The following is a 26,899-nucleotide window of genomic DNA, read 5'->3' on the forward strand; positions in this document are numbered from 1 at the left end:
GGGGTCAGACCTGACGCAAGGGTTCGAGCTCCAGCGGTCGCCCCGTCTCCGGGCAGCCCGCCAGCGCGTAAGTGATCGCGGCCAGGATGCTCTGGCGCGAGAACGGCTTCTGCACGATCCCAACCGCGGTTTCGGCGGGCAAGTCGATCTGGGCGGGGTTTGCCGTGACGTAAATGACGCGCGCGCCGTATCGACCGGCAAGATCCCGCGCAATCGCGGGACCGGTCAGGCCGTCTCGCAAGTTGAGATCCACCAGAGCCACGTCGGGCGCTTCGCCAAGCTTGGCGAGGGATGCGGTATCGGGAACAGTCCCGAGAACGGCATAACCGCCATCGGAAAGAATGTCTTCCAGCTGCAGGGCTAGAAGGAATTCATCCTCTACGATCAGGACCTTGGCAGACTCTGGTAACTTGGCGCCCACGGTAAGGTATTCCTCCTCAGGCGGCGACACTTTCAAGGCCATCCGCATTCGCGATCTTGGCCAGCTCTTCGAAGAATGCGTCGATGGCATTGCCCTTCAGGACAAAGTTGTGACGCGCGTCCGGAAGCTGGCCGGACTCTATGACGTTGGCGAGCATGGCCCGAGCGCGGCAGATGCGGCTCTTGACCGTGCCCAAGGCGATATCGCAGATCCCGGCGATCTCTTCGTAGGAGAGGTTGCCTGCGGCAACCAGGATCAGCGCTTCGCGATAGGTTTCGGGAATGGCGGTCAATGCGCGCAGCACATCGGCCAGGTCGATGGAGCTTTCCTGCGTCGCCGGCGCGCGAAGGATACGCTCTGCCGCCAGTTCGTCATATTCCCCATGGAAGCGGGCGCGGCGCGCTTCGCTATAGAAATGATTGCGCAGGATCGTGAAGATCCATGCCTTGAAATTGGTGCCGGCCGCATAGCGATCGCGGGCCGCCCATGCCCGCAGCATGGCTTCCTGGGCCAGATCGTCGGCCCGGTCGCGGCATCCGCAAAGGCCCCGGGCGAAGGCGCGCAGGTGCGGCGCAACATCGGACAGGGCACGCTTGAAATCGCGGTCGTTGAGTGCCGTGGCAGTCTCTTGCTCGGGAGATCTCCCTGCTTGGGCTGCTTCTGACATTACTTGACCCTCCATCAGTCTAACTCAACAAACCAACGCCAGCCACGACATGAAAGTTCCCGAAAGCGGCGTAAGCGCGGTGCGTGCACCGCAGATTTTTCATACAAGATGCTGAAATACATATGTATTTTATGGGTTAGCCGCGCTTGCAAAAAAGCAAGGCGCGAAAATTTTTCGCGCCCTGCCGGGAACAAGCATGCTTTGAAAACTTTGAGGCCTCCGTTCACGCTATCGTGAACGGAGGCCTCCGGGATCGGGTCACCACCGGGTTGCGGGGGGAGGTGGGGATCCAGTGGTGATACTGCGCAAACGTGGAAGAACGAGAAGAGTTCCCGAAATCGACTCAAATCGAAAAAAATTTTCCGGTTGCCCTTGTCGCCCTGCCCCGTCAGACCTTTTAACCAGTCAAGAAGAACGCGAAAGTCTTCCTCTTGTGACACATGCGGGATACTGAAATCCCATTGCCGAGGTATGCGAATGTCCGTCTCAGACCAGATTGCCACTAATCTTCCCTACTTGCGCCGCTACGCACGCGCGCTGACCGGGTCGCAGCAGTCGGGCGACACATACGTACGCGCGACGCTCGAAGCGGCTCTGGCCGATACGGCCCTGCGTGACGAAATCGCGAAGAACCGCGCCGCCCTTTACGGCGCCTTCACCCGCATCTGGTCGACTGGTCACGTTGAGGAACAGGGACTGGGCGACAGCGGCGAACGGCATGAGCAGGCAGCGCAAACCCGCCTCGCCCGGATTGCACCGACCCATCGCCAGGCTCTGCTGCTGACGACGGTCGAGGACTTCTCGCGCGACGAGACCTCAAGCATCCTGGGCGTCACACCCGCCGATGTGGATCTCCTGGTCGACCAGGCAATTGCCGAAATCGACGCCGAAAGCACAACCGAAGTCCTCATCATCGAGGACGAGCCGCTCATTTCGATGCAGCTCGAAGGCCTCGTCTCCGAATTGGGCCACAAGGTCGTCGGCACCGCCGCCACCCACGCCCAGGCGGTCGAGATCTTCGAACGCCACCCGGCTGGCCTGGTTCTGGCCGACATCCAGCTCGCCGATGGCAGCTCGGGCATCGAAGCGGTGGAAGACCTGCTCAAGTTCGCCGACGTTCCGGTAATCTTCATCACCGCCTACCCCGAACGCCTGCTCACGGGTGAGCGGCCCGAGCCGACCTATCTCGTTACCAAGCCGTTCCAGGAAGCCACCGTACGCGCCGCGATCAGCCAGGCCTTGTTCTTCGGTTCGAGCAAGCCGCTGGCCTGAACGTCCGCCGCCAAGTCCCAGGCACGGCAAACCCCGGCCCCTCCTGACCGCAGGAGGGGCTTTCTTTTTCGGCAATGGAAACCGCGTCCGCTTGCGCTCCCGGTCAGCCCTGGTGCTGGGAGCGCAGGGCAAATTCGCGGCTTGCGCGCACGGGGACCTTCAGCGTGCATTCAACCCCGCCGGGATTGAACTGGAGGTCCACTTCGGACTTCAGTTCGTGGGCGACGATCTTCTCGATGAGGTCGCGCCCGAAGCCGCGCTTGTTCGGCTCCTCGACCGGCGGACCACCCTCTTCCCGCCAGAACAGCTCGACCAGCTCGGGAGAAATCAGCTTCCAGTCGATATGGATGCGCCCCTCCGACGTACTCAGGGCGCCGTACTTGGCGGCATTGGTGGCCAGTTCATGGATGGCGAGCCCCAGCGACATTGCATCGTTCGGGGCCAGTTTTATATCCGGTCCGGCCATTTCGAAATGGCTCTCATGGCCTTCCATGTATGGCGCGAGTTCGGAGCGTACGATGTCCTCGAGCGCGGCATTGCTCCAGTCCGAACGCGAAAGCAGGTCATGCGTGGCTGAAAGCGCGCGAATTCGCGCCGTCAGGCTCTCGGTAAAATCGTCGATGTCGCTCGAACGGCGGCGCGTCAGCGCTGCGATCGAAAGAACGTTGGCAAGGGTATTCTTCACCCGGTGGTTCAGCTCACGCGTCAGGGAATCGCGGATCGAGGCCTGGCTGGTCAGCCATTCCAGAACCCGCCTGTCCTCCGCCGCGCGCTTGGTGATGAACCGACCGATGGCCATGACCATCAACGAGGCGAGCGCACCGAAGAAAAGGGTAATGCGCGAAAGCGGCGAGAGCAGGCCGGCCTGCTTGTCGCTGACCTGCACGACCCACGAATGGCTGCCGACGTCGATACGCCGTTCCATCGTCGGGCCGCTCATCCCCTCGGCGCGCCGGTCTGCCAGCATGGTTTCCGGCGACACGTGATCGTCGTAGATCACCACCTCTATCCGATCGTTGCGGTAAAGCTCGCTGGCGGACGAGAGAAAGGTGTCTGCGCGGAAAGGACTGTAGACGAAACCCTTCACGGCGCGGCCTCTGCCCTGCTTGATGACAACCGGCATGTAGATCAGAAAGCCCGCGGCATCCGGATCGCCCTTGTCCTGCACGAGATGGACCTTGCCCGAGGCCACCGGCTTGCCCAGCTTTATCGCCTTTTCCATCGCGGCCCTGCGGACCGGATCCGAAAACATGTCGAAGGCGATCGCAGAGCGGTTCCCGCGCGTCATCGGCTCCAGAAAAACGATCGGGGTGGCATATTCCCGTCCCGGCTGCGGTCGCGGATGGACCATGAAGTCCAGCCGACCGTCATCCTGCTGGGCAACCTCTAGGTAGCGAGATCATCGACCGGCACCAGCGGCGCCCAGCCCATGCCCAGCGAGCCATATAGGCTGCCATTGCCTTGCAGGTCCTGGGCAAATTCCTTGAATTGTTCGGGATCGACCTCGTCCTGCGAAGCGAACAGCGCTGCGCCGGCGCGCAGCAATGCCATGTTCTCCGTAACCCGGCGCTGCAAGGCAGACGAAATCTCGGTAAGATTGCGGTCGAGTTCGACCTGCCGGGTCAGGCGATCCGCCCGTTCGATCGCCATGACCGACACGGCAGTAGTGATGCTGGCGATGAGGAACAGCAGGAAGGGCCAGCCGCGGGGAAACCTGTGAAACCACGCCTGTTTCTTCACCCTGTCCAGCAAAGCCTGGTCAATCACCCCGCAAATCCCGGCCCTTTGACAACGCGCTCAACGCGACCCGACGCGCTATCCCGCAACACTAATTCGACTCTGTCTCATTCGGGGGAACCACACGCGCCGTCAATGGTTCCACAGGTGTAGAAGTAAATTGCGCAGACTTCGGCGCCTTTCGGTGTCGGTACGGGACAGGCCAATCACGTCAGCGACCTCGCCCTTGACCCGCCCCGGACAAATCCGCCAGAAGTCTCAGTGTAAAGGAGTTAGTGTTGAATCAGCCCAAAGGTAAAGGCGAACCGGGAGCAATTCCCGCGATGCCGCCGGATTCCGGACGGGAGAATGAACCCGGATGGGCCGGTGGGCTGAGGAAGCTATATAACTCCGTGGTGGACGAACCGCTTCCGGACAGCTTCAAGGATCTCCTCAAGAAGCTCGACGGCGGCGGCGATGCCTGACCGCACGAGGCACAACGCCGCTGACGAGGCTTTCCGCAAGGAACTGCTGTCCGTCCTGCCCCATTTGCGCGCTTTCGCCCGTGGCCTTTGCGGCCGGCCGGACTTTGCCGACGACCTCGTTCAGGAAGCCGCGATCAAGGCCTGGACGGCCCGCGAACGCTATACGCCGGGCACGAATATGCGCGCCTGGACCTTTGCTATCCTGCGCAATCATTACCTTTCGGAACTGCGCCGCTCCAAGCGCAGCACCGAACTCGACGAAGGCGCGGCGGAGCGCATGCTGGTGATGGAGGCCGACCAGGAAGGGCCGCTGCATCTCTCGGACATGGAAGACGCCCTGCAGAAGCTGGCTCCTGAACGGCGCGAGGCCGTTCTGCTGATCGGCGCGTCGGGCTTCAGCTATGAAGAAGCCGCGGAAATCGCGGGATGTCCCATCGGCACGATGAAAAGCCGCGTCGCACGCGCACGGACGGATCTTGCCCGAATGCTCGACGGCGAACCTGAAATCGTCGCCGAAGACCGCGCGCGCCGCTCGGGCTGAGTGCGCGGGTTTCCGACCTCAAGCCAATCGCAGCAGACAAAAGGAAAGCCACCCTCACCGGGTGGCTTTCTTCATTACATGCTGGCTACGCGCCCGCCGCGTTTCACGGCAGGCGCGCAGAGCGGCCTCAGGCCGGGTAGGTCCAGGCCGTGCCGCGGTCGAAGTTGTCCGACGCGAACTTCCAGTTGATGAGGTTTTCGAGCACCGCCTTCACGTAGGCCGGGCGCTTGTTCATCTGGTCGATGTAGTAGGCATGCTCCCACACGTCGATGGTGAGCAGCGGGTTCACGTCCGAGGTGATTGCAGTGCCCGCGTCGTGGGTCGAGATGACCTTGAGCTTGCCGCCGTCGACGACCAGCCAGGCCCAGCCGGATGCGAAGTGGTTCACCGCCTCGTTGCTCAGCGCCTCAAGCAGGGCGTCCATCGAACCGAAGTCGTTCTTAATGGCGGTGGCGAGGCTCTCGCTGGGTTCGGTCTTCTCGGGGCTCAGCGAGTGCCAATAGAAGCCGTGGTTGTAAACCTGGGCGGCGTTGTTGAACAGCGGGCCCGAAGCCGACTTGCTGATCTCTTCAACCGACTTGCCGGCATTGTCCGTGCCCTCGATCGCGGCATTCAGCTTGTCGACGTAGGTCTTGTGGTGTGCGCCATGATGGATCTCGAGGGTCTTGGCTGAGATGTGCGGCTCGAGCGCATCCTGGGCGTAAGGCAGCGGCATGAGGGCAATGGTCATGGCAAATTTTCCTGTTCCGATTGTCGATTGCTTGGCGAAGGCACCCGCGCGTGCAAGCACCGGGGATGCCAAAAGGCAGGGGCTATGTCTGGTCTCAAGGCCGACAATTCAAGCGTATAAAAGTAACATTTTCAATTTCCGCCCGACTTTTTTGATCGACGCGGAGCGCGTTTATGTAAAAGCGTCGACGCGCCCCGGGCCGATCCCGGAGCGCGCCTGTCGTCTTTACCGGACCTGCTTCCTAGCGGACCGAACCGCGACGGAACAGGTTGACGATCGCCAGGAGCACGACCGCCCCCAGGAAGGAAACGAAGAGCGAAAGAAGATCGAATGAACCGCTGGTAATCGGCGCTCCGCCAATCAGCGGCGTGATAATGAAGCCAGCAATTAGCGAACCGATAATACCGACCACAATATTGAGCAGAATGCCCTGCTGCGCGTCGGTCCGCATGAGAATGCTTGCAAGCCAGCCAATTACGCCGCCGACAAGTAGAATAAGTATCAAGGTCATTTTTGCGTCTCCGATAATTGCCTGATTGACTTGTTAAACGGACCGCAAAGCGCTTGGTTCCTGCAGGTCAACAACGGCTCATCGCATCGATGACTTGACGCGTCGTCCCGCATACAGCCGCACCGCCTCACGCAACTCTCCACCAACTGCCGGCGTTCCGATATGGAATGGAGCAAGTCAGGACAGCGTCGATGCGCACACCGCGCCGGGAACGAACTTTCGCTGCGCTCGCCTCCGCCGCAATCGTCGCCGGCGGTCTGGCTGCACTCGTGACCGGCCTTGCCGTGAAGCTGCCATTGCCCGCCTTGCCGGCAGCACTGGAAACCGTAATCACCACCAGGAACCTGCCGAAAAAGCCGCCTCCACGTGAGACGCCCACGCCATCGCCCCGCACGCCGCATGAAGATAGCGGTTCCGCTTCACCCCCCGATCGCGGCGCCAGGGCGAGTCCCGTCTTCGCTCCGACAACCCGGAAGACCCCGCTGGTCGAGCCGCCCGCGATCAGGGCGGCGGCTGAACCGGAGAGCGGCAGCTCGGCAAAGGCCGGCACATCCGATCGAGCCGGGTCCGGCCGAGGGGCAGGCGGCAAGGGAGAGGGAAGCAGCACCGGCGGTGCAGGACAAGGCTACGGCAGCGGCAGCGGCTATCGCCGTCCGGCGGCCTTTCCGAAACAAGTCAGCGGAAAGCTGCGCTTCACCGACCTTCCCCGCGACCTCAGGAAATCGCGCGAGGGGGCCGAACTGACCCTGCGTTATCGCATAGGGGTGGACGGCCGGGCGCGCCAGTGCCACATCGTGGTGTCCAGCGGACGCCCGGAACTGGACGCCCACACCTGCAACACGATCGTTTCACGCTTCCGGTTCAAGCCGGCCCGCAATGAGATGGGCGAGCCGGTCCCCTTCGAAATGACCGAGATCCATGGATGGGATGACGTGAAGGAGTAAAGCCGAACTGCCGGGATTGAAGCCATTGCAACGCCTATTGTTCGAAAAATCCGAACATCTGGATCAATTTTATCCCAATTCTTCAAACATTCGTTTCGCCGTAGATATCAATCCACAACGAGCCACAGGGGCTCGCGACGAAAACTTCGGAGAATTCCCATGGCCGCTTCTTCAATCGATACCGCTTCCCGCTCCACTTCTTCCACCCATGACGTGCTCGCCCTCGTTGGTCGCATCGCCATCGCCGGCATCTTCGTGCTCGCCGGCCTTTCCAAGATCACCGACCCCGCCGGCACGATGGGCTATATCGCCTCTGTCGGACTGCCCTTCCCCGCGCTTGGCCTGATCGGCGCGATCCTGATCGAAGTGGTCGGCAGCCTCGCCTTGATTGTCGGCTACCGCACCCGGACTGTTGCGATACTTCTCGCGGCTTTCTCGGTGGTGACCGCGCTCATCTTCCACAACCAGCTCGGCGACCAGATGCAGTTCCTCAACTTCTTCAAGAACATCGCCATCGCCGGCGGGTTGCTCAACGTCGCAGCCCTGGGCGGCGGCCGCCTGAGCCTCGACGCCCGCAGGTAACGAGGGTCACTAAGGAAAGGGTTGCCCGTTTTGCACGGGTGGCCACTTTCCGAAACCTCGGCGACCCATTGCCGTTACTGGACCTGGCCAGAATACAAATCCGCCCGCGCTGGCTTTCGACAGCGCGGGCGGGAGAGTTTGATGACTTCTCGTCGCGGGAGAGATTGCGACTTACGTCATCGGCTTCCGAAGGAATATCGGACGCTCAAACCGAATTCGCGCGGTGGCGTGTAAGTGATCGGAAAAAATCCGCTGCGACCGAACACGCGCGCTCCCGAAGAATCGGTTGCCGCGCCGTTCAGCGAAACCGCGTCCTCATTGGCGCGAGACAGAATGGTCTGCTGGTTGAAGGCATTGCGGACGAAAATTCCGACGTCCCAGGCAGCATCCGGGCTGCGGATGCCGGCATAGACATTGACCAGGGCATAGCTGGGAACATCGTAACCGATCGACCGGCGGGAATTGGACGGAAAGATCGACGCAAGACCACGCAGATAGGCATCTACCTCGCCGACCGGATAAGTGAATTCCGACTGGACGGTTCCGCTCCAGATCGGATCTCGCGAGACCGAATCGTTGGTACGGCAGAAAGCCAGAGATTGTCCTGCGGCCTGGAAATCGGCCACCGTGGGAATGATGGAATCGGGCGTCCCGTCGAAATTGCCATCCTGGCAGGGAACCGTGTCGTTATCGACTTTGCCATCGGCGTAGCTGAACGTGCCGGCGATATTGAAATAGGAGTTGGGCTGGAATGCGACATCCAGGTCGAGGCCCGTCACGACCGCCTTCGCATTCACGGTGAATTCGAAAAGGTTCACCGCCGGGTTAGCCGGATCCTGCGTGTTCAGGTACGATATCGTCGGTGTCTTGAAGATCAGGCCGTCGAAATTCTGGCGGAAAACGGAAAGGTTTACGCGCAGTCGATTGTTGAGCCAGCTGGACTTCACACCCGCCTCGTACGTCACCGACCTTTCATCGTCGAAGAACTGCAGGTCGCGCAGCACGGGATCGGTACCGGCGTTGAGGCCGATCACTGCGCCGCCGCCCCTGAACGACGATCCCGCAGTGGCATAGGCCATCAAGTTGTCGGAGAAACGGTGGGTCAGCGAAACGTCCCACATCACCGGCTTGTTCTTGCCTACCGAGACGTCGTCGCTGGACGGAATTTGAACCGGAAAATCGCAGACGCCCGCTCCGTAGGGACTGGCGACGGCTCCAGGAACGAACGCGCAAGGGAATGGCAGCGCCACCGCATTGAAGGCAGGCGTGAACGTCCTGATCTGCTGCGTCCGGCCCTCGGCGATGATGTAGCGCGCGCCGCCCGAGATATCGGTACGGTCGCCGATATGCAGCGTCGCATTGCCGTAGAAGGAATTTTCCTTGCTGCGGATCGGCACATCGACATTGACGAAAGGAACGTAGCGCAAGTTGAAAATGTTCGGATCGGGCGTAGTGCCAGGCCGTCCGAAAGCGCCTGCGAGGGCGCTGGCGGGTTGCGATACCGTGGTGCTCGCGTGAGCCGACGAGTGGAAGTAACCCACCACGTAATCGATCAGATTGCCCTTTCCAATCGTCGACAGACGCACTTCGTGCGTGGTCGAATGGAAAGGATCGGTGGCCCGCATCTGCGTAACCGGATTGCCGATCACCAGGTTGCCGAGGTCGAATTCGCTGGAATTGACTTGCTTGTAGCGCGACGTACCGCCGATATAGCTCAAGCGGTGCCCGCCGAATTCCCAATTCACCTGAGCGGACACGAAATGCTGGGTGCGCTTCGTGGTCTGCGGCGATTCATCGGGAGAAAGGCGATCGCCCGCCTCGATCGCGGGACCGTTGTATCCCAGCGGCTGGATCAGCGATCCTGCAAGCCCGGCAGTGCCGGTGCCGACATATTGGCCGTACTGCAACTTGTCGAGATGCAGCCACTGGTAAGTGATCGTGGCATCGAAATTGTCGGACGGCGTGAAAGCAAGGCTTGCACGGGCACTTTCGGTTTTCACGAAGGGACTGCGCGTTCCGTTCACGGTGTGAACGAAGTTGCCGTCGTTCTGGTCGACCAGCCCGGCGACGCGAAGCGCCAGCTTGTCCCTGACAAGCGGGACATTGATCGCGCCTTGCGCATTGATCTGGTTCTTGGTCGTACCCAGGGCACTGAAATATCCGCCCCATTCAACCGCGTCGGGCTTGCGGGTGGCGATCGTGATTGCGCCCGAAGGTGCCGTGCGGCCGCGCAGTGTGCCTTGCGGACCGCGCAGGACTTCGATCGAGCCTACGTCGTAAATGGCCTGGAACGCCGAATAGGTATCGACCGGGACTTCGTTGATATAGATGTCGACGGTGCCCGCGTTGGCCCCCAGTTCCTGGCTGACACCGCGCAGCGAAGGAGCCGGCGCGCCGCCCGACGACGCCGAACCAGTCCCCAGCGTAAGCCCTGGCACGACCGCGGCGATATCCTGAAAATTCGTGAAGTTCAGCTTCTTGATCGTCTCATCCGTCACGGCGGTAACCGTCTCGGGGACCTCCTGAAGGCTTTCTTCCGACCTTCGCGCCGTGACGATGATGTCGACAGTGCTGCGGTCCTCCGCCCGCGCGGCCGCTGCCGTATCGACAGTCTGTGCGAAAGCGCCGCTTTGCAGGACACACGCCATCGCAGTGCCGAGCAAGCCGCGAATTAGGATCCTATTCATCCTGCCCCCCAAATTTTTCCTACCAGTGCCCAATATTGAGCGACCGACGCCGTTCGGTTTGCCAAACTTATTTTCGGCGCAAACAAACGCCCGCGACCTTTTTGATAAGCGACAGAATCGATTTTGCAATCACTTTCTGAAGTTCTGCTTCATTTGCCTGACGGGGGGATTTCAAGATGCTCGACAGGTACAGAACCGACGTCTTTCGAACATCTCTCAGCGCTGTTCCGAATCACGCTATTGCTCTCATTTTACCGCCGCTCAAGGACATACCGGATTCAAATTTTACTAATTTTTTCATGTTCTTAAATAATTTTAATTCACGCATATCGTCGCGCAAGGAATTGAACCGGCCCGGCGAACAACCTGCGATGCGGCGATGCGACTGCCGCAATTAGCCTGGCGCACCCGGCGCCATCGCGGCCCGATGAGCGTGCGCCTTCGTCAACACGAAAACCGACAACTGCGGACCGCACCTTGTCGCTTGCCAATCGAACCTAAATGTACGATTGACAAGCGACGAGCTCGACCGTGATATTTGCAGGATCGTGTTCGGAAGTTCGCCAGACCGGATGATTGCGTAGTCTGAAAAACAGCCCGGTGCAGGAAATGCCATTTCACCGGGGCCTTCAGGCTCCATCGCGCGGAACTACCGGCAGCCGGGAATCTGATTGCCAAGCCCCAGGCCCACGATGTGCGGCCGAGGAGAGGGAGTAACATCTTGAGAATTATCTCATTCATAGCGACAATGGCCGCGGCCGTCGGTACAGCTCATGCCGAGCCGGATTGCGCCGCCCTGACGTCGGCAAACATCCCCTCAACGACGGTCGAGAGCGCCGAGCGGACCCCGGCCACGTTCACGATCAACGACACCTATCGCGAAGGCAACGCCGCGCCGGTCACGGTCAACCGCTCCTTCTGCCGCGTCAAAGGCCTGATCAAGCCAAGCCCGACATCGCAGATCCATTTCGAGGTCTGGCTGCCAGACGACTGGAACGGCGACTACTTCCAGACCGGAAACGGCGGCCTGGCCGGCACCATTCGCTATCCCGAAATCGCCCATGCGCTCAACCGTGGATTCGCGAGTGCAAGCACGGACGACGGGACCAGCCGCAGCAATTTCGCTTGGGCGATCGACCCCGAGCGAATGCTGGATTTCCGCGATCGCGCCGTGCATTACACCGCGGTCGCCGGACAAAAGCTGACGGAAATCTACTACGGCCGCGAAGCCGGCAACCGCTTCTTCCTGGGCGGCTCCAAAGGCGGCCAGGAAGCCATGAACGAGGTTCAGCGGTACCCGGAGGACTTCGACGGGGTGGTCGCTCTCTATCCGGCGACCAGGGGTGAATTCCAGGCCGCCAGCACGCTGTGGTACGCCCAGCAGATGACCCGCACGCCCGGTTCGCTCCTGAAGGAACCGCAACTGCGCCTTCTGCACACTGCGGCCTTGCGGGCCTGCGCGGGGACCGACGGCGGATTGAAATCCGACTGGTTCCTAACCGATCCGAGAAAATGCAAATTCGATCCCCAGCGCCTGCAATGCAAGCCAGGTCAGTCGGACGATTGCCTCACCGCCGAACAGGTGATCACCGCCAAGGCGCTTTACGCGGGACCGAAGAACTTCCCCGAACTGCGCATGCTTCCCGGCGGCGAGTGGCCGCAGTTGGGTAACCTCCACGGCTGGTCCGTGCTCGACGGCACGCTCGTCAAGGCTTTCTCGCTGGAGTTGTCGATCGGACAAGGGGTGTTCCATCAACCGAAGTGGACTTACCGGGACTTCGACATCGACCGAGACATGCCGCGCTTGATCGAATCGAGTGCCCCGAGTCCCGGCAACACTTTCGATCCGGACCTGAAGGCGTTCCAGGCGCGAGGCGGCAAGCTCATCCTCATCCATGGATGGAGCGATCCCATGGTGCCCTCCCTCCATTCCCCTCTTTACTGGGATCGTGTCGTTGCCGATCAGGCCGAAGGCCGCACCCCGAAGGAGGCTGTTGCGCGGACCAGGCAGTTCCTGCGCCTGTTCATGGTTCCCGGTTACGGTCACGGTTACGGCGACGGGCTGGAACCGGCCGACCCCCTCACCGCGATCGTCAAGTGGGTGAAGACAGACACGCCGCCAGAAACCCTGCAGGCCGTAGCCTACGAGGATTCGGCCGCATGGGCGGCGGCCAGCCGGTCGCCTTCAGCGTTCACCCCCGATGAAGCAAGGGACAGGCCGGTTCGCCTCACGCGCAAGCTCTGCGCCTGGCCCGCCAAGGCGGAAATTACGGCGAAGGAGACCAAGTGCAAGCTGCCCTGACCAGGTATGCATGAGAACATCGTCGGCAGAGGTGCGCGGGGATGGCGCAGCCATTTTACGGCAGCTTGCCTCCAGCGGCTTTCGAAACCGGTTCGCCGATGAAACGCAATGTGCCCGCCGCCACTGCCCGACGACGCCGCGACCACCCGCGAAAGGCTCAGCCCGGGTCTGGGCCCGGCGAAGATGTCGGGCGCGCGAATCGAGCACGCGCCATGGGGCCGGGAACGCCGATAGCCGGGTCAACCGGACTGCCGAAGGCCGGGGCAACCGGGCGAGTGTTCCCGAAATGGTTTGTGCGCAGAGAACCGGAAGAATGGCGCGCCCGGCAGGGTTCGAACCTGCGACCCCAAGCTTAGAAGGCTCGTGCTCTATCCAGCTGAGCTACGGGCGCGCACGCGGGTCCCCATAGCGCGGTTCTTGCGCAGCGCAAACCGCGAGGCCTGTTGAAAGTCCCCTTTGCCTGCACGGCGTTGCAGGTTACGCACAGGCGATGAGCACGCAGCCCGACGCGCAACCCCACCTGACCCGCCTCGACGGTCAGACCGGCGCCCGCCGCCACTTCCGCTATTTCGACTACGTGATGACCGCCTTCGTGGTGATCCTGCTGCTGTCGAACCTGATCGGAGCGGCCAAGCAGGCGCAAGTCGCGCTGCCGCTGGTGGGCACGATCACCTTCGGGGCAGGAGTGCTGTTCTTCCCGATTTCCTACATCATCGGTGACGTCATGACCGAGGTCTATGGCTACGCCAATGCGCGCCGGTGCATCTGGGCAGGCTTCTTCGCGCTGCTGTTCATGGTCGTCATGTCGCTGGTGGTCGTCAACATTCCCGCAGCGCCGGACTGGGCGCTCGCTTCGGCCAGCTACATGGTGGCGGGCAAGGAAGTGACTGCCCCCAACCAGGCGGCCTATTATGCGATCTTCGGCCAGACGCCGCGGATCGTCCTTGCCTCGCTGGTCGCCTTCTGGGCCGGCGAATTCGTCAATTCCTTCGTGCTGGCGCGAATGAAAGTGCTGACCGCGGGCCGCTTCCTGTGGATGCGCACGATCGGCTCGACGATCTTCGGCGAGGGCGTGGACAGCGCACTGTTCTATCCCCTGGCCTTTCTCGGCGTCCCGGGATTCACGCCGCAAACGGTGGCGATGCTGGCGCTCACGCAATGGATCATCAAGACGCTGTGGGAAGCCGTGCTGACGCCCGCGACATACCTCGTCGTCGGTTTCCTCAAGCGGCGCGAAGGCGTGGATGTCTATGACGACAACACCGACTTCAACCCGTTCGCCAAGACGAACGCGGTCTGAGCCTGCAAGCAGGGTCGCAATGACGGCACCGAGCGGCTAGGCACGCGGGCGATGGCCCTCGACCGCATCCTCCTGTCCCGTTTCCGCAACCACCGCGAGACCGCGGTGGAAGGCACGGCGCAGTTCAACCTGCTGGTGGGGGAGAACGGTGCGGGCAAGACCAACGTGCTCGAAGCGATCTCGCTGATGGCGCCGGGACGCGGCCTGCGCCGGGCCGGGCTCGCCGACATGCCCGCACAAGGCAGCGAAGGCGGCTTCGCGGTCAGCGCCTTGCTGATGACACCGGATGGCGAGCCGGTTCGCCTCGGCACAGGCGTTGCCGCCGAGCGGCCCGGGCGCCGCCTCGTCCAGATCAACGGCGCAGAGGCCCCGGCGGTAAGGTTGGCCGAATGGCTCTCCATCGGCTGGCTGACCCCGGCGATGGACCGCCTTTTCGTAGAAGGAGCAGGAGCGCGGCGGCGGTTTCTCGACCGGCTGGTGCTGGCGGTGCGGCCCGACCACGCCGGGCACGCGACCCGTCTCGAGAACGCCCTGCGCGAACGCAACCGCCTGCTCTCGGACGACATGCCGCCCGATCCGCGCTGGCTCGATGCCATCGAACTTCAGATCGCCGAGGCCGGTGCGGCCGTCGCCTCGGCGCGCGCCGATCTCGTCGCCCAGCTCGACACGACGCTGGCGGCGCTGCCGGATTCCCCTTTCGCGCGCCCCTCGCTCGCCTACCAGCCGGGCGGTCCGATCGAAGCCGAGCCCCTCGCCCGGGCGCTGCGCGAGGGACGAGCGCGCGACCGCGCCGCGCAGCGCACGCTGACCGGCCCGCACCGCGACGAAGTGGTCGTGACCATGGCCGGCAAGGGCCAGGCCGCCGCCGAGTGTTCCACTGGCGAACAGAAAGCGATGCTGATCGCGATCACGCTCGCCCACTCTCAGCTGCTGGAAGACAATAGCGGCAGCCGGCCGCGCCTGCTTCTGCTTGACGAAGTGGCCGCCCACCTCGACCCCGTGCGCCGCGAAGCGCTGTTCGACCGCCTGCGCGCAGGTTCGGCGCAAGTGTGGCTCACCGGGACCGAACTCGCCCCCTTCGATGCGATTGCCGAGGAAGCGGCGATCTGGGAAGTGCGAGCAGGTGCAGTGCAGCGGCGCTGAGCAGACCGCAGGCACCGCCAAGCCAGAGCGGGCCTTGGAGACCTGACCGAGACGCCCCCGGCGAAAGCCGCAACGCTCGGATCAGCGCGCCATCCGTTCCTCTCCGGCCGAGGCGGTTGGCGGCACCGCCACGTCCGATGCCGCTTCGGAGGCTTCGGCTTCCGCACCGGTCGGCAGGGCATCGGCCACGTCGTCGACCGTGGCGGTCACGATGGCGTCGATGCCCAGCGCAGTCGGATGCATGTGGTCCGGCTGCATCAGGTCCGGCTTGTCGATCACCGGCTGGAGGAAGAAGGGCACCAGTGCCGCGTCGTACTTCTCCGAGAGCTGCGCATAGATCGGGTTGAATTTCGCCGCGTAGTCCTTGCCCAGGTTCGGCGCGGCAAGCATGCCAAGCAGGACGACCTTGATGTTTTCCTGCTTGAGGCGCTGCAGGATCGCCTCGAGGTTGTTGCGTGTCGTCGCCGGAGGCAGTCCGCGCAGCATGTCGTTTCCGCCCAGACTGATGATGACCAGCTCCGGCTTTTCCTTCTGGCTGCTCAGCGTGAAGTCGAGCCGCTCCAGCCCTGCCTCGGTCGTATCGCCCGAAACGCCCGCATTGATGACCCTTGCGTTGATGCCGCGCGCGCGCAGGGCCTGTTCGAGCCGGTCAGGATAGCTCTCGCCATCGTTGAGACCGTATCCGGCAAGCAGCGAATCCCCGAAGGCCAGGATCGGGCGTTCCGGCCCCATGACCGGGATGGCAGGCGGCGCATCGAGCGCACTCATCGTCTCTTCGGCCACCGGAGGCGTCGCGGCCTTGTCGCAGGCGGCCAGCGCCAGCGGGAGCGTAAGCAGGGCAATTGTCATGGCGCGCAAGGCTTTCTCCTTGTAGGATCGCACTTTGCTATCCCATATGGGGGCGGTGACAAGCCTTTCCCAACATTCCAACGCCTCTATCGTTGCCCGTGACCTGCGCCTGACGCTGGGCAACGGGGGCAGCGCCGTCGAAATCCTCAAGGGTGTCGACCTGACCGTGCCGCAAGGCCAGACCCTCGCCCTGCTCGGCCCGTCCGGCTCGGGCAAGTCCTCTTTGATGTCGGTGCTTTCCGGACTGGAACGCGCAAGCTCAGGCACCTTGTCCGTTGCCGGTGAAGACTTCGCCGGGATGGACGAGGACGCGCTGGCCCGCGCCCGACGCGGCCGCATCGGCGTGGTGCTGCAGGCCTTCCACCTCCTGCCGACGATGACCGCACTGGAAAACGTCGCGACGCCGCTGGAGCTTGCCGGGATGTCCTCGGCCCGCCAGCGCGCCCATGAGGAACTGGCAGCCGTCGGCCTCGACCATCGCCTCAGCCACTATCCCGCACAGCTGTCGGGCGGCGAACAGCAGCGCGTGGCCATCGCCCGTGCCCTGGCCCCGCGTCCCTCGCTGGTTTTCGCCGACGAGCCGACCGGCAATCTCGATGCGCGAACCGGATCTGCGATCATCGACCTGCTCTTTGCCCGGCGTGAGGAGAGCGGCGCGACGCTGCTGATCATCACCCACGACGAGAACCTCGCCAGCCATTGCGAGCGGATCGTGACCATCGCCGACGGGCGCATCGCCAGCGACACGCTGCCGGCATGAACGCAACCCTGCCCTGGGCCACCGCCTGGACCATCGCGCGGCGCGATCTTTCGGCGCGGTTCAAGGGGCTGAGGCTGCTGCTAGTCTGCCTGTTCCTGGGTGTGGGCGCGATTGCGGCCATCGGCACGCTGACCGGCTCGATCGAGAGCGAGCTGGCAACGCGCGGGCGGCAGATCCTGGGCGGCGACGTCGAACTGCGTGTCTGGCAGCGCGGGCTGACCGATGCCGAACGCAAGGCCCTGCAATCGCTCGGCACGATTTCGGACGGCTTGCGCATGCAGGCGATTGCCCAGAAGGGCGAGCTTACTGCCCCGGTCGCGCTCAAGGCGGTCGCCCCCGACTGGCCGCTCTACGGCAAGCTCACCTTGCGCGACGGGCGCAAGGTCGGCGCGCCGCCCGAGGGAACCGTGTGGATCGCGCAAGGAACCGCCGAGCGGCTGGGCGTGAAAGTGGGTGACAGCTTCCGTCTGGGCGGCCAGCCGCAAAAGGTCGGGGGGATCATCGCTTCCGACCCGGAACAGCTCGGCGAAGGATTTTCGCTGGGAGACACCGCGATATCGGCCATCGGCCTACCAGAGCGCGCGGGATTGACCGCGCCGGGGGCCATGTACCGCAGCGCGATCCGCCTCAAGCTGAAGGACGGACGCGATCCCGACGCAGTCAAGGAGCAGATCGAAAAGCGCTTCCCCGATGCCGGTTTCGAGATCCGCACCCGCGACCGCGCCGCGCCATCGACCGAACGCTTCGTGCGGCGCATGGGCGAATTCCTCGTCCTCGTCGGTCTGGCCGCGCTCGTCATCGCAGGCATCGGCATCGGCGGCGGGGTTTCCTCCTACCTCGAGGCGCGGCGCAACTCGATTGCCACTCTCAAGGTGCTGGGCGCGACCAGCGGCGACATCGCGCGGATCTACCTGCTGCAGGTCGGCGTCGCCGCCTTGGCGGGCAGTCTTGCAGGGCTGCTGGCGGGCGTTCTGGTCACACCGCTGCTGGCCGAGGCGCTCGGCTCCCTGCTGCCGGTCGACACAGGCTTCACCGTGTCTCCTGTCGCGCTCGCCACGGCTGCGGCCTACGGGCTTCTCGTCGCGCTGGTCTTTGCCGCGCCGCCGCTGGTGCGGGCGCGCTCCTTCCCGGCAATGGCGCTGATGCGCGCGCGGGTTTCTCCGCTTTCGGCCGACCGCAAGGCCCTGCTTTTGCCGGTCGGCATGGGACTTGCGGCCATTGTCGCGCTGGCGCTGCTCAATGCCGCGCAGCCGATGGTGACCTCGGGCTTCCTGGCGGGCGCGGCGCTGATGCTGGGCATGCTGGCGCTTCTCGGACACGGCATCGGCTTTCTCGCGAGGCGCCTGCCGCGCCCGGCCAACCCGATGCTGCGCGCAGGACTTGCAAACCTGCACCGACCCGGCTCGCAGACCGGCGCGCTGGTCACAGCGCTTGGCTTCGGCCTCTCCGCCTTCGTGCTCATCGCGGGCGTGCAGACCAGCCTCGAGGCCAATATCCGCCGTACCCTTCCCGCCCGCGCGCCCGACTTCTTCGTGCTCGACGTACCGCAGGACCGCGCCGACGAATTCCGCAATGCCGTCGAGCAGACCGTCCCCGGTGCCGGGATCAAGCTGGTGCCCAACATGCGCGGGCGGATCCTCGCCTATGGGCCGAAGGACCAGATGACGCGCGTGTCCGACCTCGACGAGATCCCCGAGGGCGCCTGGGCCCTGCGCGGCGAAAGGGGCCTGACCTATTCAGTGAACGTCCCCGACGGCAGCAGCGTGACTTCCGGCACGTGGTGGCCCCAGCTCTATCGCGGCGAACCGCTCGTCTCGCTCGACGAGAAATTCGCCGATACCGTCGGCCTCAAGGTGGGCGACTACGTGACCATCGGCCTGCTCGGCGTGGAGCGGACCGCCCGGGTGGCCGCGCTGCGCCGGATCGACTGGGACACGATGGGCTTCAACTTCGTGCTGGTCTTCTCGCCCAATGCCCTTGCCGATGCGCCGCACAAGCTGGCCGCGACCATCGAGGTGCCTTCCGGCACTTCGACCGCCGGCCTTCTGCCGAAACTGGCACGCGCATTTCCATCGAGTTCGGTGATCGAGACCGGCAGCATCCTGCGCGAAGCACGCGATCTGCTCAGCCAGATGTCGACCGCGATCCTTGCCGCGGCGTCGGTTGCCGTGCTGGCGGGGCTGGCTGTGCTGTTCGGCGCTATCGCCGCTGCGCGCGCCAGCCGGACCTACGACAACGTGATCCTGCGCGTTCTGGGGGCGAGCCGGGGCCAGCTGCTCGCCCTGCAGGTGGCCGAATACGGCCTGATCGCGCTGGTACTCGCCCTCGTCGCGCTGGCAAGCGGCAGCGCCATGGCCTGGGCGATCATCGTCAAGCTGTTCGAATTCGAATGGCTGCCCGACTGGCCCCGCGTGATCGCGGTGCTGTGCGCCGGGCTGGCCCTGATCCTGACTTTCGCGCTCGCCGGTTCGCTGCCGCTGCTGCGTGCGAAGCCGGCGCGCGCGCTTCGGGAGCTTTAGGCGAAGACCTGCGCGCCCGTCGGGTCCTTGGGATCTTCGCCGAAGCGGTTCGGACCGGGCGTGCCGGGCAGGAACATAATCACGATCAGCGCGATGTTGGCGATGAAGCCGACCAGCGGCACCATGCTCAACACGATGAAGCCCAGATACCACCAGCCGCTCATGTCGCGGTCATGCAAGCGGCGGACCGTGACCGCGATGCTCGGCACGATCACTGCAAGACCGTAGATGCCGATCAGGGCTATCGGCAGCATCGTTCCCGCACTGAACAGGGTGCCGGTGACATCGCCGCCGGCCAGCGCCGAGAACGACAGCCCCATGACGCCTGCCAGCAGGCCCAGCAGGGCGATGACGATGACATTGAGCAGGGTGAAAGACCAGTATTCCATGCGCCGCGAACGGCCTGAGAATTCGGCGTAGCGCCGAAACGGCATGAACATGTATTCGATCATAAGGGCCCCTCTCGATAGTATGGCCGCACTATAGGCCCGTTCACTCCACCGGCAAGTTAACGCAGCGGCAATGGAACTGGCGCAGGAAATAGGCGCGGCGCAGGAAAAAGGGGCGCGAAACCATCCGGCTTCGCACCCCTGCGTCAGTCGGCCGGTCCCGCGTCTCCTCCCTCGCCGCGGGGTCGGCATGCGCCCTCGCTTCAGAAGCGATAGCGCGCCGCCACGCCGTAAGTGCGCGGCTGGTTCGGGTAGCCGGAAATCGAGCCGGGCTGCGCCGGGCTGTCGAAGATCTGCAGGATCGAGCGGTCGTTGAGCAGGTTGCGTCCCCAGACTGACACTTCGACGCCGTTCGCCATCGCATAAGTCAGCGAGGCGCTCAGCTCGTTGATGTCCTGCTTGAAGTCGCGCGCTGCCTGGATCGCGTCAGTGGCATCGACTATCGCGCCGGTGGCCGGATCCTTGACGGTCAGGCCCGGCAAGCCCTCCACCAGCATGAACGGCGCCTCGTAGTGATAGTCGCCGCGCAGGATCAGGGCATCGCCATTGCCGATCTCCTGCGTGTACTGCGCGCCGAAGGTGACCGAGAGCGGCGAATATCCCGGCGGCGTCGAACCGCTGATGTCGCCCACACCCGAAGATACGAAGCTGTCGTACTTGCCGTCGAGGTAAGTCATCGACAGGCTCAGGAGCAGCGGCTCGACAGGCTTGGCCGTACCTTCGAACTCGATACCGAAGACCGACTGCTTGCCCGCATTGGCGAGCAGGAAGCCCGAACCGGTAAAGATGTTCGACTGGAAGTTCCTGATGGTCTGCTTGAACACCGCGAGGTTGGCGGTGACGAGGCCCCAGTCGCCCTTCAGACCGGCTTCGTAAACCGTCGAATCCTCGGGGTCGGCATAGCGGCTGCCGGCGCGCAGGTTGGTGACGGCAAGCCCCTGCTGCCGCAAGTCAGCGAGATCGGTCGCGGTCGGCCGGCTGTCGCGCGAGAGGTTGACCGAGGCCGCCTTGTAGCCCGTCGCATAGCTGGCATAGACATTGACCGTTGGCGTCAGATCATATGCCACGCGCGCGGTGTAGCTGAAGTCGCCATCGCTTACCTTGCCCGATTCCACCGCATTGGGCACGTTCATGAACGGCGGAAAGTACTGCAACGCCCGCAGCGGGGCGAGCGGATTGGCGGCCGGGTTATTGGCATTGCCTGCCGCATAGGCAGCGGCATCGCCTGGCGAAAAACCCTGCTGGAGCGCGCCCTGGTAAAGCAGCGCCTGCCGGAACGGGGCATAGGCCGCCGCATCGAGGTCGATGCCAGCAAAAGTATCGTCCGCCGTCGTCCCGGTCGCAAAGCGCTTCTTGTCGTGGGTATAGTTGAGACCGCCGGTCACGGTCAGGCCCGGGGCGACCTCGAAGTCGAGCTGGCCGAAGAACGAATAGGCCTCGTTCTTGAGCTTGTAGGCTTCGGTGAGGCCGGTGCCGGGCGTGTAGAATGTGCCGACATACTTTGTCGGATCGCCTTCCAGCGCGCCGAAGGCCGTCTCCAGTGTCGGGATGCTCAGCGCCCCCTCCGAGAGCCTCTGGACGAGCAGATTGGCGTAGCTGCGGGCGTCATTGCCCCAGTAGACCTCGTTGTTCTGGTCGATCTTCTCGTTGAAATAATAAGCGCCGACGAGCCCGTGGATGCGCTCGCCGATGTCGAAGTTGGCACGCAGTTCCTGGGTGAAGGTCTTGATCCGCAAGTCCTGGAAATTGCGTTCCAGAAGGTCCGCGCTCGAGAAGTCGGAATCCTGGTCGGTCACGATATTTGAGCGACGATAGGCCGTGATCGAGGTCAGCTGGACATCGCCAAGATCGTAGTCGACCTGCCCGGAAAGGCCCCAGTTCTCGATGTCGTTGGTCGAAAGCCGGTTGTTGTAGGTGACGTTGTCGAATTTCTCGTCCGGCTGGTTCACGACGCCGCCAAGCGCGAAGATCGCCGCCGTCGGCAGGGCCTGGCGCAAGTTGACCGCAGCACAGCAGTTCTCGTCGATCTTGCCGTAGTCGCCGATCAGGCGAACCTGCAGATCGTCGTGGTTGTCGAACAGCAACTGGCCCCGCGTGAACCAGCGATCGCGGTCGTTGGTGCGCTTGCCGGTGCCGAGGTCGGAGACGATGCCGTCGCGCTTGTTGAGCCCGCCGGCAAGGCTCACCGCAATGGTATCGCTGACCGGTCCGGTGACGCGGCCCTTCACGGTCACTGCATCGTAATTGCCGTAGGTCGCCTCGAAGTTGCCGCCCAGTTCGAACTGCGGCTTCATCGTGACAATGGAAATCACGCCGGCCGAGGCATTCTTGCCAAACAACGTCGATTGCGGCCCGCGCAGAACTTCGATCCGTTCGACATCCGGGAAGTCGGCAATCATCGAGGCCGAGCGCGAACGATAAATGCCATCGACGAAGAGGCCCACCGAGGGCTCGATCCCGGCATTGTTGGCGCCGTTGCCAAAGCCGCGAATGTAGAAATTGGTGTTGGCCGAGCTTTGCAGCTGGTTGACGCGCAGCGATGGCACAAGCGTCTGCAGGTCCTTCAGATCGCGCACCTGCGCGCGTTCGATGGTCTCGCCACTAGTGACTGCGACGGATACCGGCACGTCCTGCAGGGTCTGCTCGCGCTTCGTGGCGGTAACGACGATCTCGTCGACCGACAGCGCCTCACCCTCGGCGTCCTGGGCCGCGGCAGCGGGCGCCCAGCCCCAGATCGCTGCTGCCGCGCCAGTCAACAGGACCGCCCGGACCGATTCCATCCGCCGCGCCATAATCGCACCGCGCACGCAGAAGACGTCTGCGGCCCGACCGCCAGAAAAACCTTTCATGCAATCCTCGCTGTACAAACCCGTCCGGCGGCCCGCATCTTGCCCTGCACGGTGCCACCGCATTTAGAACTTTCGATATTTATAAGGAGATTCAATTAGGCACAATCGTATGTCTGGCCATTCCAGTGAATAAGCGATACCTTGTGTCGCACACGCCACAGCTACTGTCCGATTGTGATTGCAAGCAGTACCGCTTGCCGGAATCACTTGTATCGGCTAAGGGCGCGGCAATTTTGCGGTGCAGCAAACAGCATCGCGATGATGCCATTTGGCCCCCTCGAATTGTAAGGCTAACGATGTCCGCCCCGCTTCCCCTGCGCAATATCGCGATCATTGCGCACGTCGACCACGGCAAGACCACGCTTGTGGACCAGCTTTTCCGCCAGTCCGGCACCTTCCGCGACAACCAGCGCGTGGAAGAGCGTGCGATGGACTCCAACGACCTCGAGAAGGAGCGCGGGATCACCATTCTTGCGAAGCCGACCTCGATCGAGTGGAACGGCTATCGCATCAACATCGTCGACACCCCCGGCCACGCCGACTTCGGCGCCGAGGTGGAACGCATCCTCTCGATGGTCGACGGCGTGATCCTGCTGGTCGACAGCTCGGAAGGCGCGATGCCGCAGACCAAGTTCGTCACCGGCAAGGCGCTCGGCCTCGGCCTCAAGCCGATCGTCGTCGTCAACAAGATCGACCGTCCCGACGGCCGTCACTCCGAAGTGCTCGACGAAGTGTTCGACCTCTTCGTCAGCCTCGACGCCAATGACGAGCAGCTCGATTTCCCGACGCTCTACGCCTCGGGCCGCAACGGCTACGCCAGCTACGATCCCGACGCGCGCGAAGGCACCCTGACCCCGCTGTTCGAAAAGATCGTCGAGCACGTTCCTGCGCCGAACCTCGACGTCGACGCGCCGTTCTCGTTCCTCGCCACCCTGCTCGACCGCGACAACTTCATGGGCCGCGTGCTGACCGGCCGCGTCCAGTCGGGCACGCTCAAGGTCAACGACCCGATCCGCGCCATCGACATGGACGGCAAGGTGATCGAAACCGGCCGCGCCACCAAGGTCCTGACTTTCCGCGGCCTCGACCGCGTGCCCGTCGATGAAGCCCGCGCCGGCGACATCATCGCGCTCGCCGGGCTCGAGAAGGCGACCGTGTCAAACACCATCGCAGATCCCTCGGTCACCGAGGCGATCCAGGCCCAGCCGATCGACCCGCCGACGCTGGCCATGCGCTTCGCCGTCAACGACAGCCCGCTTGCCGGGCGCGAAGGCGACAAGGTGACCAGCCGCATGATCCGCGATCGCCTGATGCGCGAAGCGGAAACCAATGTCGCCATCCGCGTCACCGAATCGGCGGACAAGGACAGCTTCGAGGTTGCCGGTCGCGGCGAACTCCAGCTTGGCGTCCTGATCGAGACGATGCGCCGCGAGGGCTTCGAACTGGGCATCAGCCGTCCGCGCGTGCTGTTCCAGACCGACGAGAGCGGACAGCGCACCGAACCTTACGAAACCGTCGTGATCGACGTGGACGATGAATATTCGGGCACGGTCGTCGAGAAGATGCAGCGCCGCAAGGCCGAGCTGACCGACATGCGTCCCTCCGGCGCAGGCAAGACCCGTATCACCTTCTCGGCCCCCTCGCGCGGCCTGATCGGCTACCACGGCGAGTTCCTTTCGGACACCCGCGGCACCGGCATCATGAACCGCCTGTTCGAGAAGTACGACGCGCACAAGGGCCCCATCGAGGGCCGCCTCAACGGCGTGCTGATCTCGAACGGCACCGGCGAGGCAGTGGGTTATGCGCTCAACAGCCTTGAGGATCGCGGCGTGCTGTTCGTCAAGCCGCAGGAGAAGATCTACGAGGGCATGATCATCGGCGAGAACGCCAAGCCCGACGATCTCGAAGTCAACCCGATGAAGTCCAAGCAGCTGACGAACTTCCGTTCGACCGGCAAGGACGACGCCATCCGCCTGACCCCGCCGCGGGTCATGACGCTCGAACAGGCCATCGCCTACATCGACGACGACGAAATGGTCGAAGTCACGCCGCAGTCCATCCGTCTGCGCAAGGCGATCCTCGATCCGCACGAGCGCAAGAAGGCCAGCCGCAAGAAGGAAGCGGCGTAAACCGATCAAAAAAAGCCTCCCCGGGCCATCTCGGGGAGGCTTTTTTCTTGAGGCTGGGCTTAGATTGCCCGGGCCCTCTCCAGGCCGCTCACCTTAAGCCTGTCGAAGGGTGAGGATGTGCCTCCAGACCAACGCCCTGCCGCGCGCACCGCACGGCGTGTTACAAACTGCGACAAGTTCAGTGTCGGTTCAGTCCGCACCCGCCATGGTCCTCTTCTAACGTGCCCACCGATACCGCCGTCACCCGGTTGGCAATCCGAAGGGAGACGCCCACATGAAATCCAGACTGAAATCTCTTGCCACCAAGATTGGCCTCGGAGCCTTTCTTGCGGCCTCCACGCTTGCCTTGGCCGCACCGGCCGAAGCGCGCGACCGACATCACGACGGCGACGACGCGGCGATTGCCATAGGCGCCGGGCTGATCGGCCTCGCGGTTGGCGCAGCGCTCGCCGACGACGGCGACCGTTATTACTACGACAGGGACTACTATCCCTCGCGCCGCTACGTAACCGTGCGCGGCTATCCCGGCTATTATTATTACTATGAGGGCCGGCCAAACCGCTATTACCGCGACCGCTACTACGATCGCTATTACGGCCGTTATCACCGCGAACGCTGGAGCCGGGACCGCGACTGGCGCCATGACCGCAGGGACTGGCGCCGCGACCGCCGGGACTGGCGGCATGACCGCCGCCACCGCGACCGCGACTATCGCTACGAACGGCGCTACCGCCGCTGATCGAAACCGGTTTGCGGGCGTTTCGCGGCTCATGCGTGACATAAACGCAAGCCCCGCACGGATATCGACGCTTCCCGTTGGCGATCACCGGCCTCTCCCCCTCGCCAAGCGGGGCGGGGGAGGCTATGGCGCTCGCCACCATGGACACCGCCGACCTGCGCATCGCCCTGTTTTCGGGCAACTACAATTACGTTCGTGACGGGGCCAACCAGGCCCTCAACCGTCTCGCCGAGTATCTCCTGCGCCAGGGCGCCAAGGTGCGCGTCTATGCGCCTGTCGTGACCGAACCCGCGTTCGAGCCGACCGGCGACCTCATCGGCGTCCACTCCGTGCCCATTCCCTCGCGTTCGGAATATCGCGTTCCACTGGCGATTTCCGGCAAGGCACGCAGGGGATCTCAAGGCTTTCTCGCCCCACATCGTGCATGTCTCCTCGCCCGACCCGGTCGGCCATCAGGCGGTGAGCTGGGCCCGCAAGCGCGGCCTGCCGATCCTCGCTTCGGTGCATACCCGCTTCGAGACCTACCTGCGCTACTACAACATGGCCTGGGGCGAGCCAGTGATCGAGGCGATCCTGCGCCGTTTCTACCGCCGCTGCGACGCTCTGGTCGCTCCGTCCGAATCGATGGCGCAATTGCTGCGCGAACAGCGCATGAACTATGATGTCTCGATCTGGTCGCGCGGCGTCGACCGCGAGATTTTCCACCCGGGCCGCCGCGACCTCGACTGGCGCCGTGCCCACGGCATTGCCGACGACGAGGTGACAATCGGCTTTCTGGGCCGGCTCGTCATGGAAAAGGGCCTCGACGTCTTTTCCGACACGCTCGACGAACTGCGCCGCCGCAAGGTGAAGTACAAGGTCCTCGTCATCGGCGAGGGTCCGGCGCGCGAGTGGTTCGAGGCGCGCCTTCCCGGCGCCGCTTTCGTCGGTTTCCAGCAGGGCGCGGACCTTGGCCGCGCCGTCGCCAGCATGGACCTGCTGTTCAATCCCTCGGTCACCGAGACTTTCGGGAACGTGACGCTGGAGGCGATGGCCTGCGGCCTGCCCGTTGTCGCCGCTGCCGCGACCGGCAGCCAGAGCCTCGTCGACGACCGCGTTTCGGGCCGCCTCCTGCCGCCCGGCGCGATCCACCAGTTCGCCGAGGCGCTCAAGGCCTATATCGAAGACCCGGTACTGCGACTCTCGCACGGCAAGGCGGGCGAGGATCGCGCCGCCGAGTTCAGCTGGGACAAGATCAACCAGGCCGTCGCCGACACCTACATCCGCCTGATCCGCCAGAAGACCGGCGCCCGGGCCTGACCGCG

The 26,899-nt window shown here is 63.6% G+C and carries 24 protein-coding genes and 1 tRNA gene; 13 read left to right on the forward strand and 12 right to left on the reverse strand.

Annotated features, from left to right (window positions below; all coding sequences use genetic code 11):
• Positions 1-4: 4 nt before the first annotated feature.
• The 3 genes from JI59_RS06825 to JI59_RS26710 are packed head-to-tail and all read right to left on the reverse strand — an operon-like array spanning position 5 to position 1,528.
• Positions 5-463: a response regulator gene (locus JI59_RS06825; protein ID WP_052117852.1), complete on the reverse strand. Its 459-nt coding sequence runs from the start codon at positions 461-463 to the stop codon at positions 5-7.
• Positions 438-1,088 carry a sigma-70 family RNA polymerase sigma factor gene (locus tag JI59_RS06830; RefSeq protein WP_007013508.1) on the reverse strand — a complete coding sequence of 217 codons (651 nt, stop codon included), beginning with the start codon at positions 1,086-1,088 and terminating at the stop codon, positions 438-440. Before JI59_RS06830 ends, JI59_RS06825 begins: the two co-directional genes overlap by 26 nt.
• Before the next feature lie 14 nt (positions 1,089-1,102).
• Complete coding sequence (locus tag JI59_RS26710) at positions 1,103-1,528, reverse strand: hypothetical protein (protein ID WP_138921388.1); 426 nt, start codon at positions 1,526-1,528, stop codon at positions 1,103-1,105.
• 37 nt (positions 1,529-1,565) lie between these two features.
• On the opposite strand from JI59_RS26710, the gene JI59_RS06835 reads away from it, so the two are divergent.
• On the forward strand, positions 1,566-2,360 hold the full coding sequence (locus JI59_RS06835) for a response regulator (protein ID WP_007013507.1): 795 nt from the start codon (positions 1,566-1,568) through the stop codon (positions 2,358-2,360).
• 103 nt (positions 2,361-2,463) lie between these two features.
• Here the strand turns inward: JI59_RS06835 and JI59_RS06840 are convergent, their stop codons facing one another.
• The gene (locus JI59_RS06840; RefSeq protein WP_007013506.1) at positions 2,464-3,711 is read right to left on the reverse strand and encodes a CHASE domain-containing protein; all 1,248 of its coding nucleotides are present in this window, start codon (positions 3,709-3,711) and stop codon (positions 2,464-2,466) included.
• 35 nt (positions 3,712-3,746) lie between these two features.
• Positions 3,747-4,127 carry a hypothetical protein gene (locus JI59_RS27590; RefSeq protein ID WP_007013505.1) on the reverse strand — a complete coding sequence of 127 codons (381 nt, stop codon included), beginning with the start codon at positions 4,125-4,127 and terminating at the stop codon, positions 3,747-3,749.
• A 245-nt stretch (positions 4,128-4,372) separates the two neighbouring features.
• Between JI59_RS27590 and JI59_RS26715 the strand changes: the two genes are divergently transcribed.
• Together JI59_RS26715 and JI59_RS06845 are read left to right on the forward strand one after the other, a co-directional pair.
• Positions 4,373-4,561 (forward strand): NepR family anti-sigma factor, encoded by a 189-nt coding sequence (locus JI59_RS26715; protein WP_420845482.1) that lies wholly within the window; start codon positions 4,373-4,375, stop codon positions 4,559-4,561.
• Positions 4,554-5,102 (forward strand): sigma-70 family RNA polymerase sigma factor, encoded by a 549-nt coding sequence (locus tag JI59_RS06845; protein WP_007013503.1) that lies wholly within the window; start codon positions 4,554-4,556, stop codon positions 5,100-5,102. Before JI59_RS26715 ends, JI59_RS06845 begins: the two co-directional genes overlap by 8 nt.
• 127 nt (positions 5,103-5,229) lie before the next feature.
• On the opposite strand, the gene JI59_RS06850 is transcribed toward JI59_RS06845, so the two are convergent.
• Both JI59_RS06850 and JI59_RS06855 read right to left on the reverse strand, forming a co-directional pair.
• Entirely contained in the window at positions 5,230-5,832 is a 603-nt protein-coding gene (locus tag JI59_RS06850; protein ID WP_038577173.1) for a superoxide dismutase, read from the reverse strand.
• 241 nt (positions 5,833-6,073) lie between these two features.
• On the reverse strand, positions 6,074-6,343 hold the full coding sequence (locus JI59_RS06855; protein ID WP_007013501.1) for a GlsB/YeaQ/YmgE family stress response membrane protein: 270 nt from the start codon (positions 6,341-6,343) through the stop codon (positions 6,074-6,076).
• 191 nt (positions 6,344-6,534) lie between these two features.
• Between JI59_RS06855 and JI59_RS06860 the strand changes: the two genes are divergently transcribed.
• Together JI59_RS06860 and JI59_RS06865 are read left to right on the forward strand one after the other, a co-directional pair.
• The gene (locus JI59_RS06860) at positions 6,535-7,287 is read left to right on the forward strand and encodes an energy transducer TonB (RefSeq protein WP_038575701.1); all 753 of its coding nucleotides are present in this window, start codon (positions 6,535-6,537) and stop codon (positions 7,285-7,287) included.
• Between the two features lie 159 nt (positions 7,288-7,446).
• Positions 7,447-7,869: a DoxX family protein gene (locus tag JI59_RS06865; RefSeq protein WP_007013499.1), complete on the forward strand. Its 423-nt coding sequence runs from the start codon at positions 7,447-7,449 to the stop codon at positions 7,867-7,869.
• Between the two features lie 176 nt (positions 7,870-8,045).
• Here the strand turns inward: JI59_RS06865 and JI59_RS06870 are convergent, their stop codons facing one another.
• A complete protein-coding gene (locus JI59_RS06870) occupies positions 8,046-10,556 on the reverse strand; it encodes a TonB-dependent receptor (protein ID WP_081473981.1) in 2,511 nt (836 codons plus the stop codon).
• Positions 10,557-11,304: 748 nt separating this feature from the next.
• Here JI59_RS06870 and JI59_RS06875 point away from each other — a divergent pair.
• Positions 11,305-12,858, forward strand: a complete 1,554-nt coding sequence (locus JI59_RS06875; RefSeq protein WP_007013497.1) for a tannase/feruloyl esterase family alpha/beta hydrolase — start codon at positions 11,305-11,307, stop codon at positions 12,856-12,858.
• Positions 12,859-13,172: 314 nt separating this feature from the next.
• On the opposite strand, the gene JI59_RS06880 is transcribed toward JI59_RS06875, so the two are convergent.
• Positions 13,173-13,249: transfer RNA gene (locus JI59_RS06880), tRNA-Arg, on the reverse strand.
• A 99-nt stretch (positions 13,250-13,348) separates the two neighbouring features.
• Between JI59_RS06880 and JI59_RS06885 the strand changes: the two genes are divergently transcribed.
• Positions 13,349-14,158 carry a queuosine precursor transporter gene (locus JI59_RS06885; RefSeq protein ID WP_007013495.1) on the forward strand — a complete coding sequence of 270 codons (810 nt, stop codon included), beginning with the start codon at positions 13,349-13,351 and terminating at the stop codon, positions 14,156-14,158.
• Positions 14,159-14,209: 51 nt separating this feature from the next.
• The gene (gene recF / locus JI59_RS06890) at positions 14,210-15,301 is read left to right on the forward strand and encodes a DNA replication/repair protein RecF (RefSeq protein WP_007013494.1); all 1,092 of its coding nucleotides are present in this window, start codon (positions 14,210-14,212) and stop codon (positions 15,299-15,301) included.
• Positions 15,302-15,382: 81 nt separating this feature from the next.
• Here recF and JI59_RS06895 read toward each other — a convergent pair whose 3' ends face one another.
• Positions 15,383-16,150: an arylesterase gene (locus tag JI59_RS06895; RefSeq protein WP_038575704.1), complete on the reverse strand. Its 768-nt coding sequence runs from the start codon at positions 16,148-16,150 to the stop codon at positions 15,383-15,385.
• A gap of 46 nt (positions 16,151-16,196) precedes the next feature.
• Between JI59_RS06895 and JI59_RS06900 the strand changes: the two genes are divergently transcribed.
• Together JI59_RS06900 and JI59_RS06905 are read left to right on the forward strand one after the other, a co-directional pair.
• Positions 16,197-16,910, forward strand: coding sequence for an ABC transporter ATP-binding protein (locus tag JI59_RS06900; protein WP_007013492.1), 714 nt, complete (start codon positions 16,197-16,199; stop codon positions 16,908-16,910).
• Positions 16,907-19,429 (forward strand): ABC transporter permease, encoded by a 2,523-nt coding sequence (locus JI59_RS06905; RefSeq protein WP_007013491.1) that lies wholly within the window; start codon positions 16,907-16,909, stop codon positions 19,427-19,429. The genes JI59_RS06900 and JI59_RS06905 overlap by 4 nt, the downstream gene beginning before the upstream one ends.
• Here JI59_RS06905 and JI59_RS06910 read toward each other — a convergent pair.
• Together JI59_RS06910 and JI59_RS06915 are read right to left on the reverse strand one after the other, a co-directional pair.
• Positions 19,426-19,881 (reverse strand): DUF805 domain-containing protein, encoded by a 456-nt coding sequence (locus JI59_RS06910; protein ID WP_007013490.1) that lies wholly within the window; start codon positions 19,879-19,881, stop codon positions 19,426-19,428. The two genes, JI59_RS06905 and JI59_RS06910, sit on opposite strands and share 4 nt — an antisense overlap.
• A gap of 200 nt (positions 19,882-20,081) precedes the next feature.
• Positions 20,082-22,727, reverse strand: a complete 2,646-nt coding sequence (locus JI59_RS06915; RefSeq protein WP_238532547.1) for a TonB-dependent receptor — start codon at positions 22,725-22,727, stop codon at positions 20,082-20,084.
• Positions 22,728-23,023: 296 nt separating this feature from the next.
• Between JI59_RS06915 and typA the strand changes: the two genes are divergently transcribed.
• The 3 genes from typA to JI59_RS06930 all read left to right on the forward strand — a co-directional run bounded on the left by typA (position 23,024) and on the right by JI59_RS06930 (position 26,894).
• Positions 23,024-24,856, forward strand: a complete 1,833-nt coding sequence (gene typA, locus JI59_RS06920) for a translational GTPase TypA (protein WP_007013488.1) — start codon at positions 23,024-23,026, stop codon at positions 24,854-24,856.
• Between the two features lie 274 nt (positions 24,857-25,130).
• Positions 25,131-25,595, forward strand: a complete 465-nt coding sequence (locus JI59_RS06925) for a hypothetical protein (RefSeq protein ID WP_007013487.1) — start codon at positions 25,131-25,133, stop codon at positions 25,593-25,595.
• A gap of 354 nt (positions 25,596-25,949) precedes the next feature.
• On the forward strand, positions 25,950-26,894 hold the full coding sequence (locus tag JI59_RS06930) for a glycosyltransferase family 4 protein (protein WP_239000613.1): 945 nt from the start codon (positions 25,950-25,952) through the stop codon (positions 26,892-26,894).
• Positions 26,895-26,899 lie beyond the last annotated feature (5 nt).

The sequence above is a fragment of the Novosphingobium pentaromativorans US6-1 genome (assembly GCF_000767465.1).
In the GTDB taxonomy this organism is placed as follows: Bacteria; Pseudomonadota; Alphaproteobacteria; order Sphingomonadales; family Sphingomonadaceae; genus Novosphingobium; species Novosphingobium pentaromativorans.

Excerpts from the sequence above, each read along its gene's own strand:
- JI59_RS06825 (WP_052117852.1), bottom strand. The coding sequence starts at position 463 with ATGGCCTTGAAAGTGTCGCCGCCTGAGGAGGAATACCTTACCGTGGGC.
- recF (WP_007013494.1), top strand. The coding sequence starts at position 14,210 with ATGGCCCTCGACCGCATCCTCCTGTCCCGTTTCCGCAACCACCGCGAG.
- JI59_RS06840 (WP_007013506.1), bottom strand. The coding sequence starts at position 3,711 with ATGGTCCATCCGCGACCGCAGCCGGGACGGGAATATGCCACCCCGATC.
- JI59_RS06845 (WP_007013503.1), top strand. The coding sequence starts at position 4,554 with ATGCCTGACCGCACGAGGCACAACGCCGCTGACGAGGCTTTCCGCAAG.
- JI59_RS06885 (WP_007013495.1), top strand. The coding sequence starts at position 13,349 with ATGAGCACGCAGCCCGACGCGCAACCCCACCTGACCCGCCTCGACGGT.
- JI59_RS06865 (WP_007013499.1), top strand. The coding sequence starts at position 7,447 with ATGGCCGCTTCTTCAATCGATACCGCTTCCCGCTCCACTTCTTCCACC.
- JI59_RS06830 (WP_007013508.1), bottom strand. The coding sequence starts at position 1,088 with ATGTCAGAAGCAGCCCAAGCAGGGAGATCTCCCGAGCAAGAGACTGCC.
- JI59_RS06915 (WP_238532547.1), bottom strand. The coding sequence starts at position 22,727 with ATGAAAGGTTTTTCTGGCGGTCGGGCCGCAGACGTCTTCTGCGTGCGC.
- JI59_RS06900 (WP_007013492.1), top strand. The coding sequence starts at position 16,197 with ATGGGGGCGGTGACAAGCCTTTCCCAACATTCCAACGCCTCTATCGTT.
- JI59_RS06870 (WP_081473981.1), bottom strand. The coding sequence starts at position 10,556 with ATGAATAGGATCCTAATTCGCGGCTTGCTCGGCACTGCGATGGCGTGT.
- JI59_RS06860 (WP_038575701.1), top strand. The coding sequence starts at position 6,535 with ATGCGCACACCGCGCCGGGAACGAACTTTCGCTGCGCTCGCCTCCGCC.
- JI59_RS06855 (WP_007013501.1), bottom strand. The coding sequence starts at position 6,343 with ATGACCTTGATACTTATTCTACTTGTCGGCGGCGTAATTGGCTGGCTT.
- JI59_RS06895 (WP_038575704.1), bottom strand. The coding sequence starts at position 16,150 with ATGACAATTGCCCTGCTTACGCTCCCGCTGGCGCTGGCCGCCTGCGAC.
- JI59_RS06925 (WP_007013487.1), top strand. The coding sequence starts at position 25,131 with ATGAAATCCAGACTGAAATCTCTTGCCACCAAGATTGGCCTCGGAGCC.
- JI59_RS06835 (WP_007013507.1), top strand. The coding sequence starts at position 1,566 with ATGTCCGTCTCAGACCAGATTGCCACTAATCTTCCCTACTTGCGCCGC.
- JI59_RS06905 (WP_007013491.1), top strand. The coding sequence starts at position 16,907 with ATGAACGCAACCCTGCCCTGGGCCACCGCCTGGACCATCGCGCGGCGC.
- JI59_RS06850 (WP_038577173.1), bottom strand. The coding sequence starts at position 5,832 with ATGACCATTGCCCTCATGCCGCTGCCTTACGCCCAGGATGCGCTCGAG.
- JI59_RS06875 (WP_007013497.1), top strand. The coding sequence starts at position 11,305 with ATGGCCGCGGCCGTCGGTACAGCTCATGCCGAGCCGGATTGCGCCGCC.
- typA (WP_007013488.1), top strand. The coding sequence starts at position 23,024 with ATGTCCGCCCCGCTTCCCCTGCGCAATATCGCGATCATTGCGCACGTC.
- JI59_RS06910 (WP_007013490.1), bottom strand. The coding sequence starts at position 19,881 with ATGATCGAATACATGTTCATGCCGTTTCGGCGCTACGCCGAATTCTCA.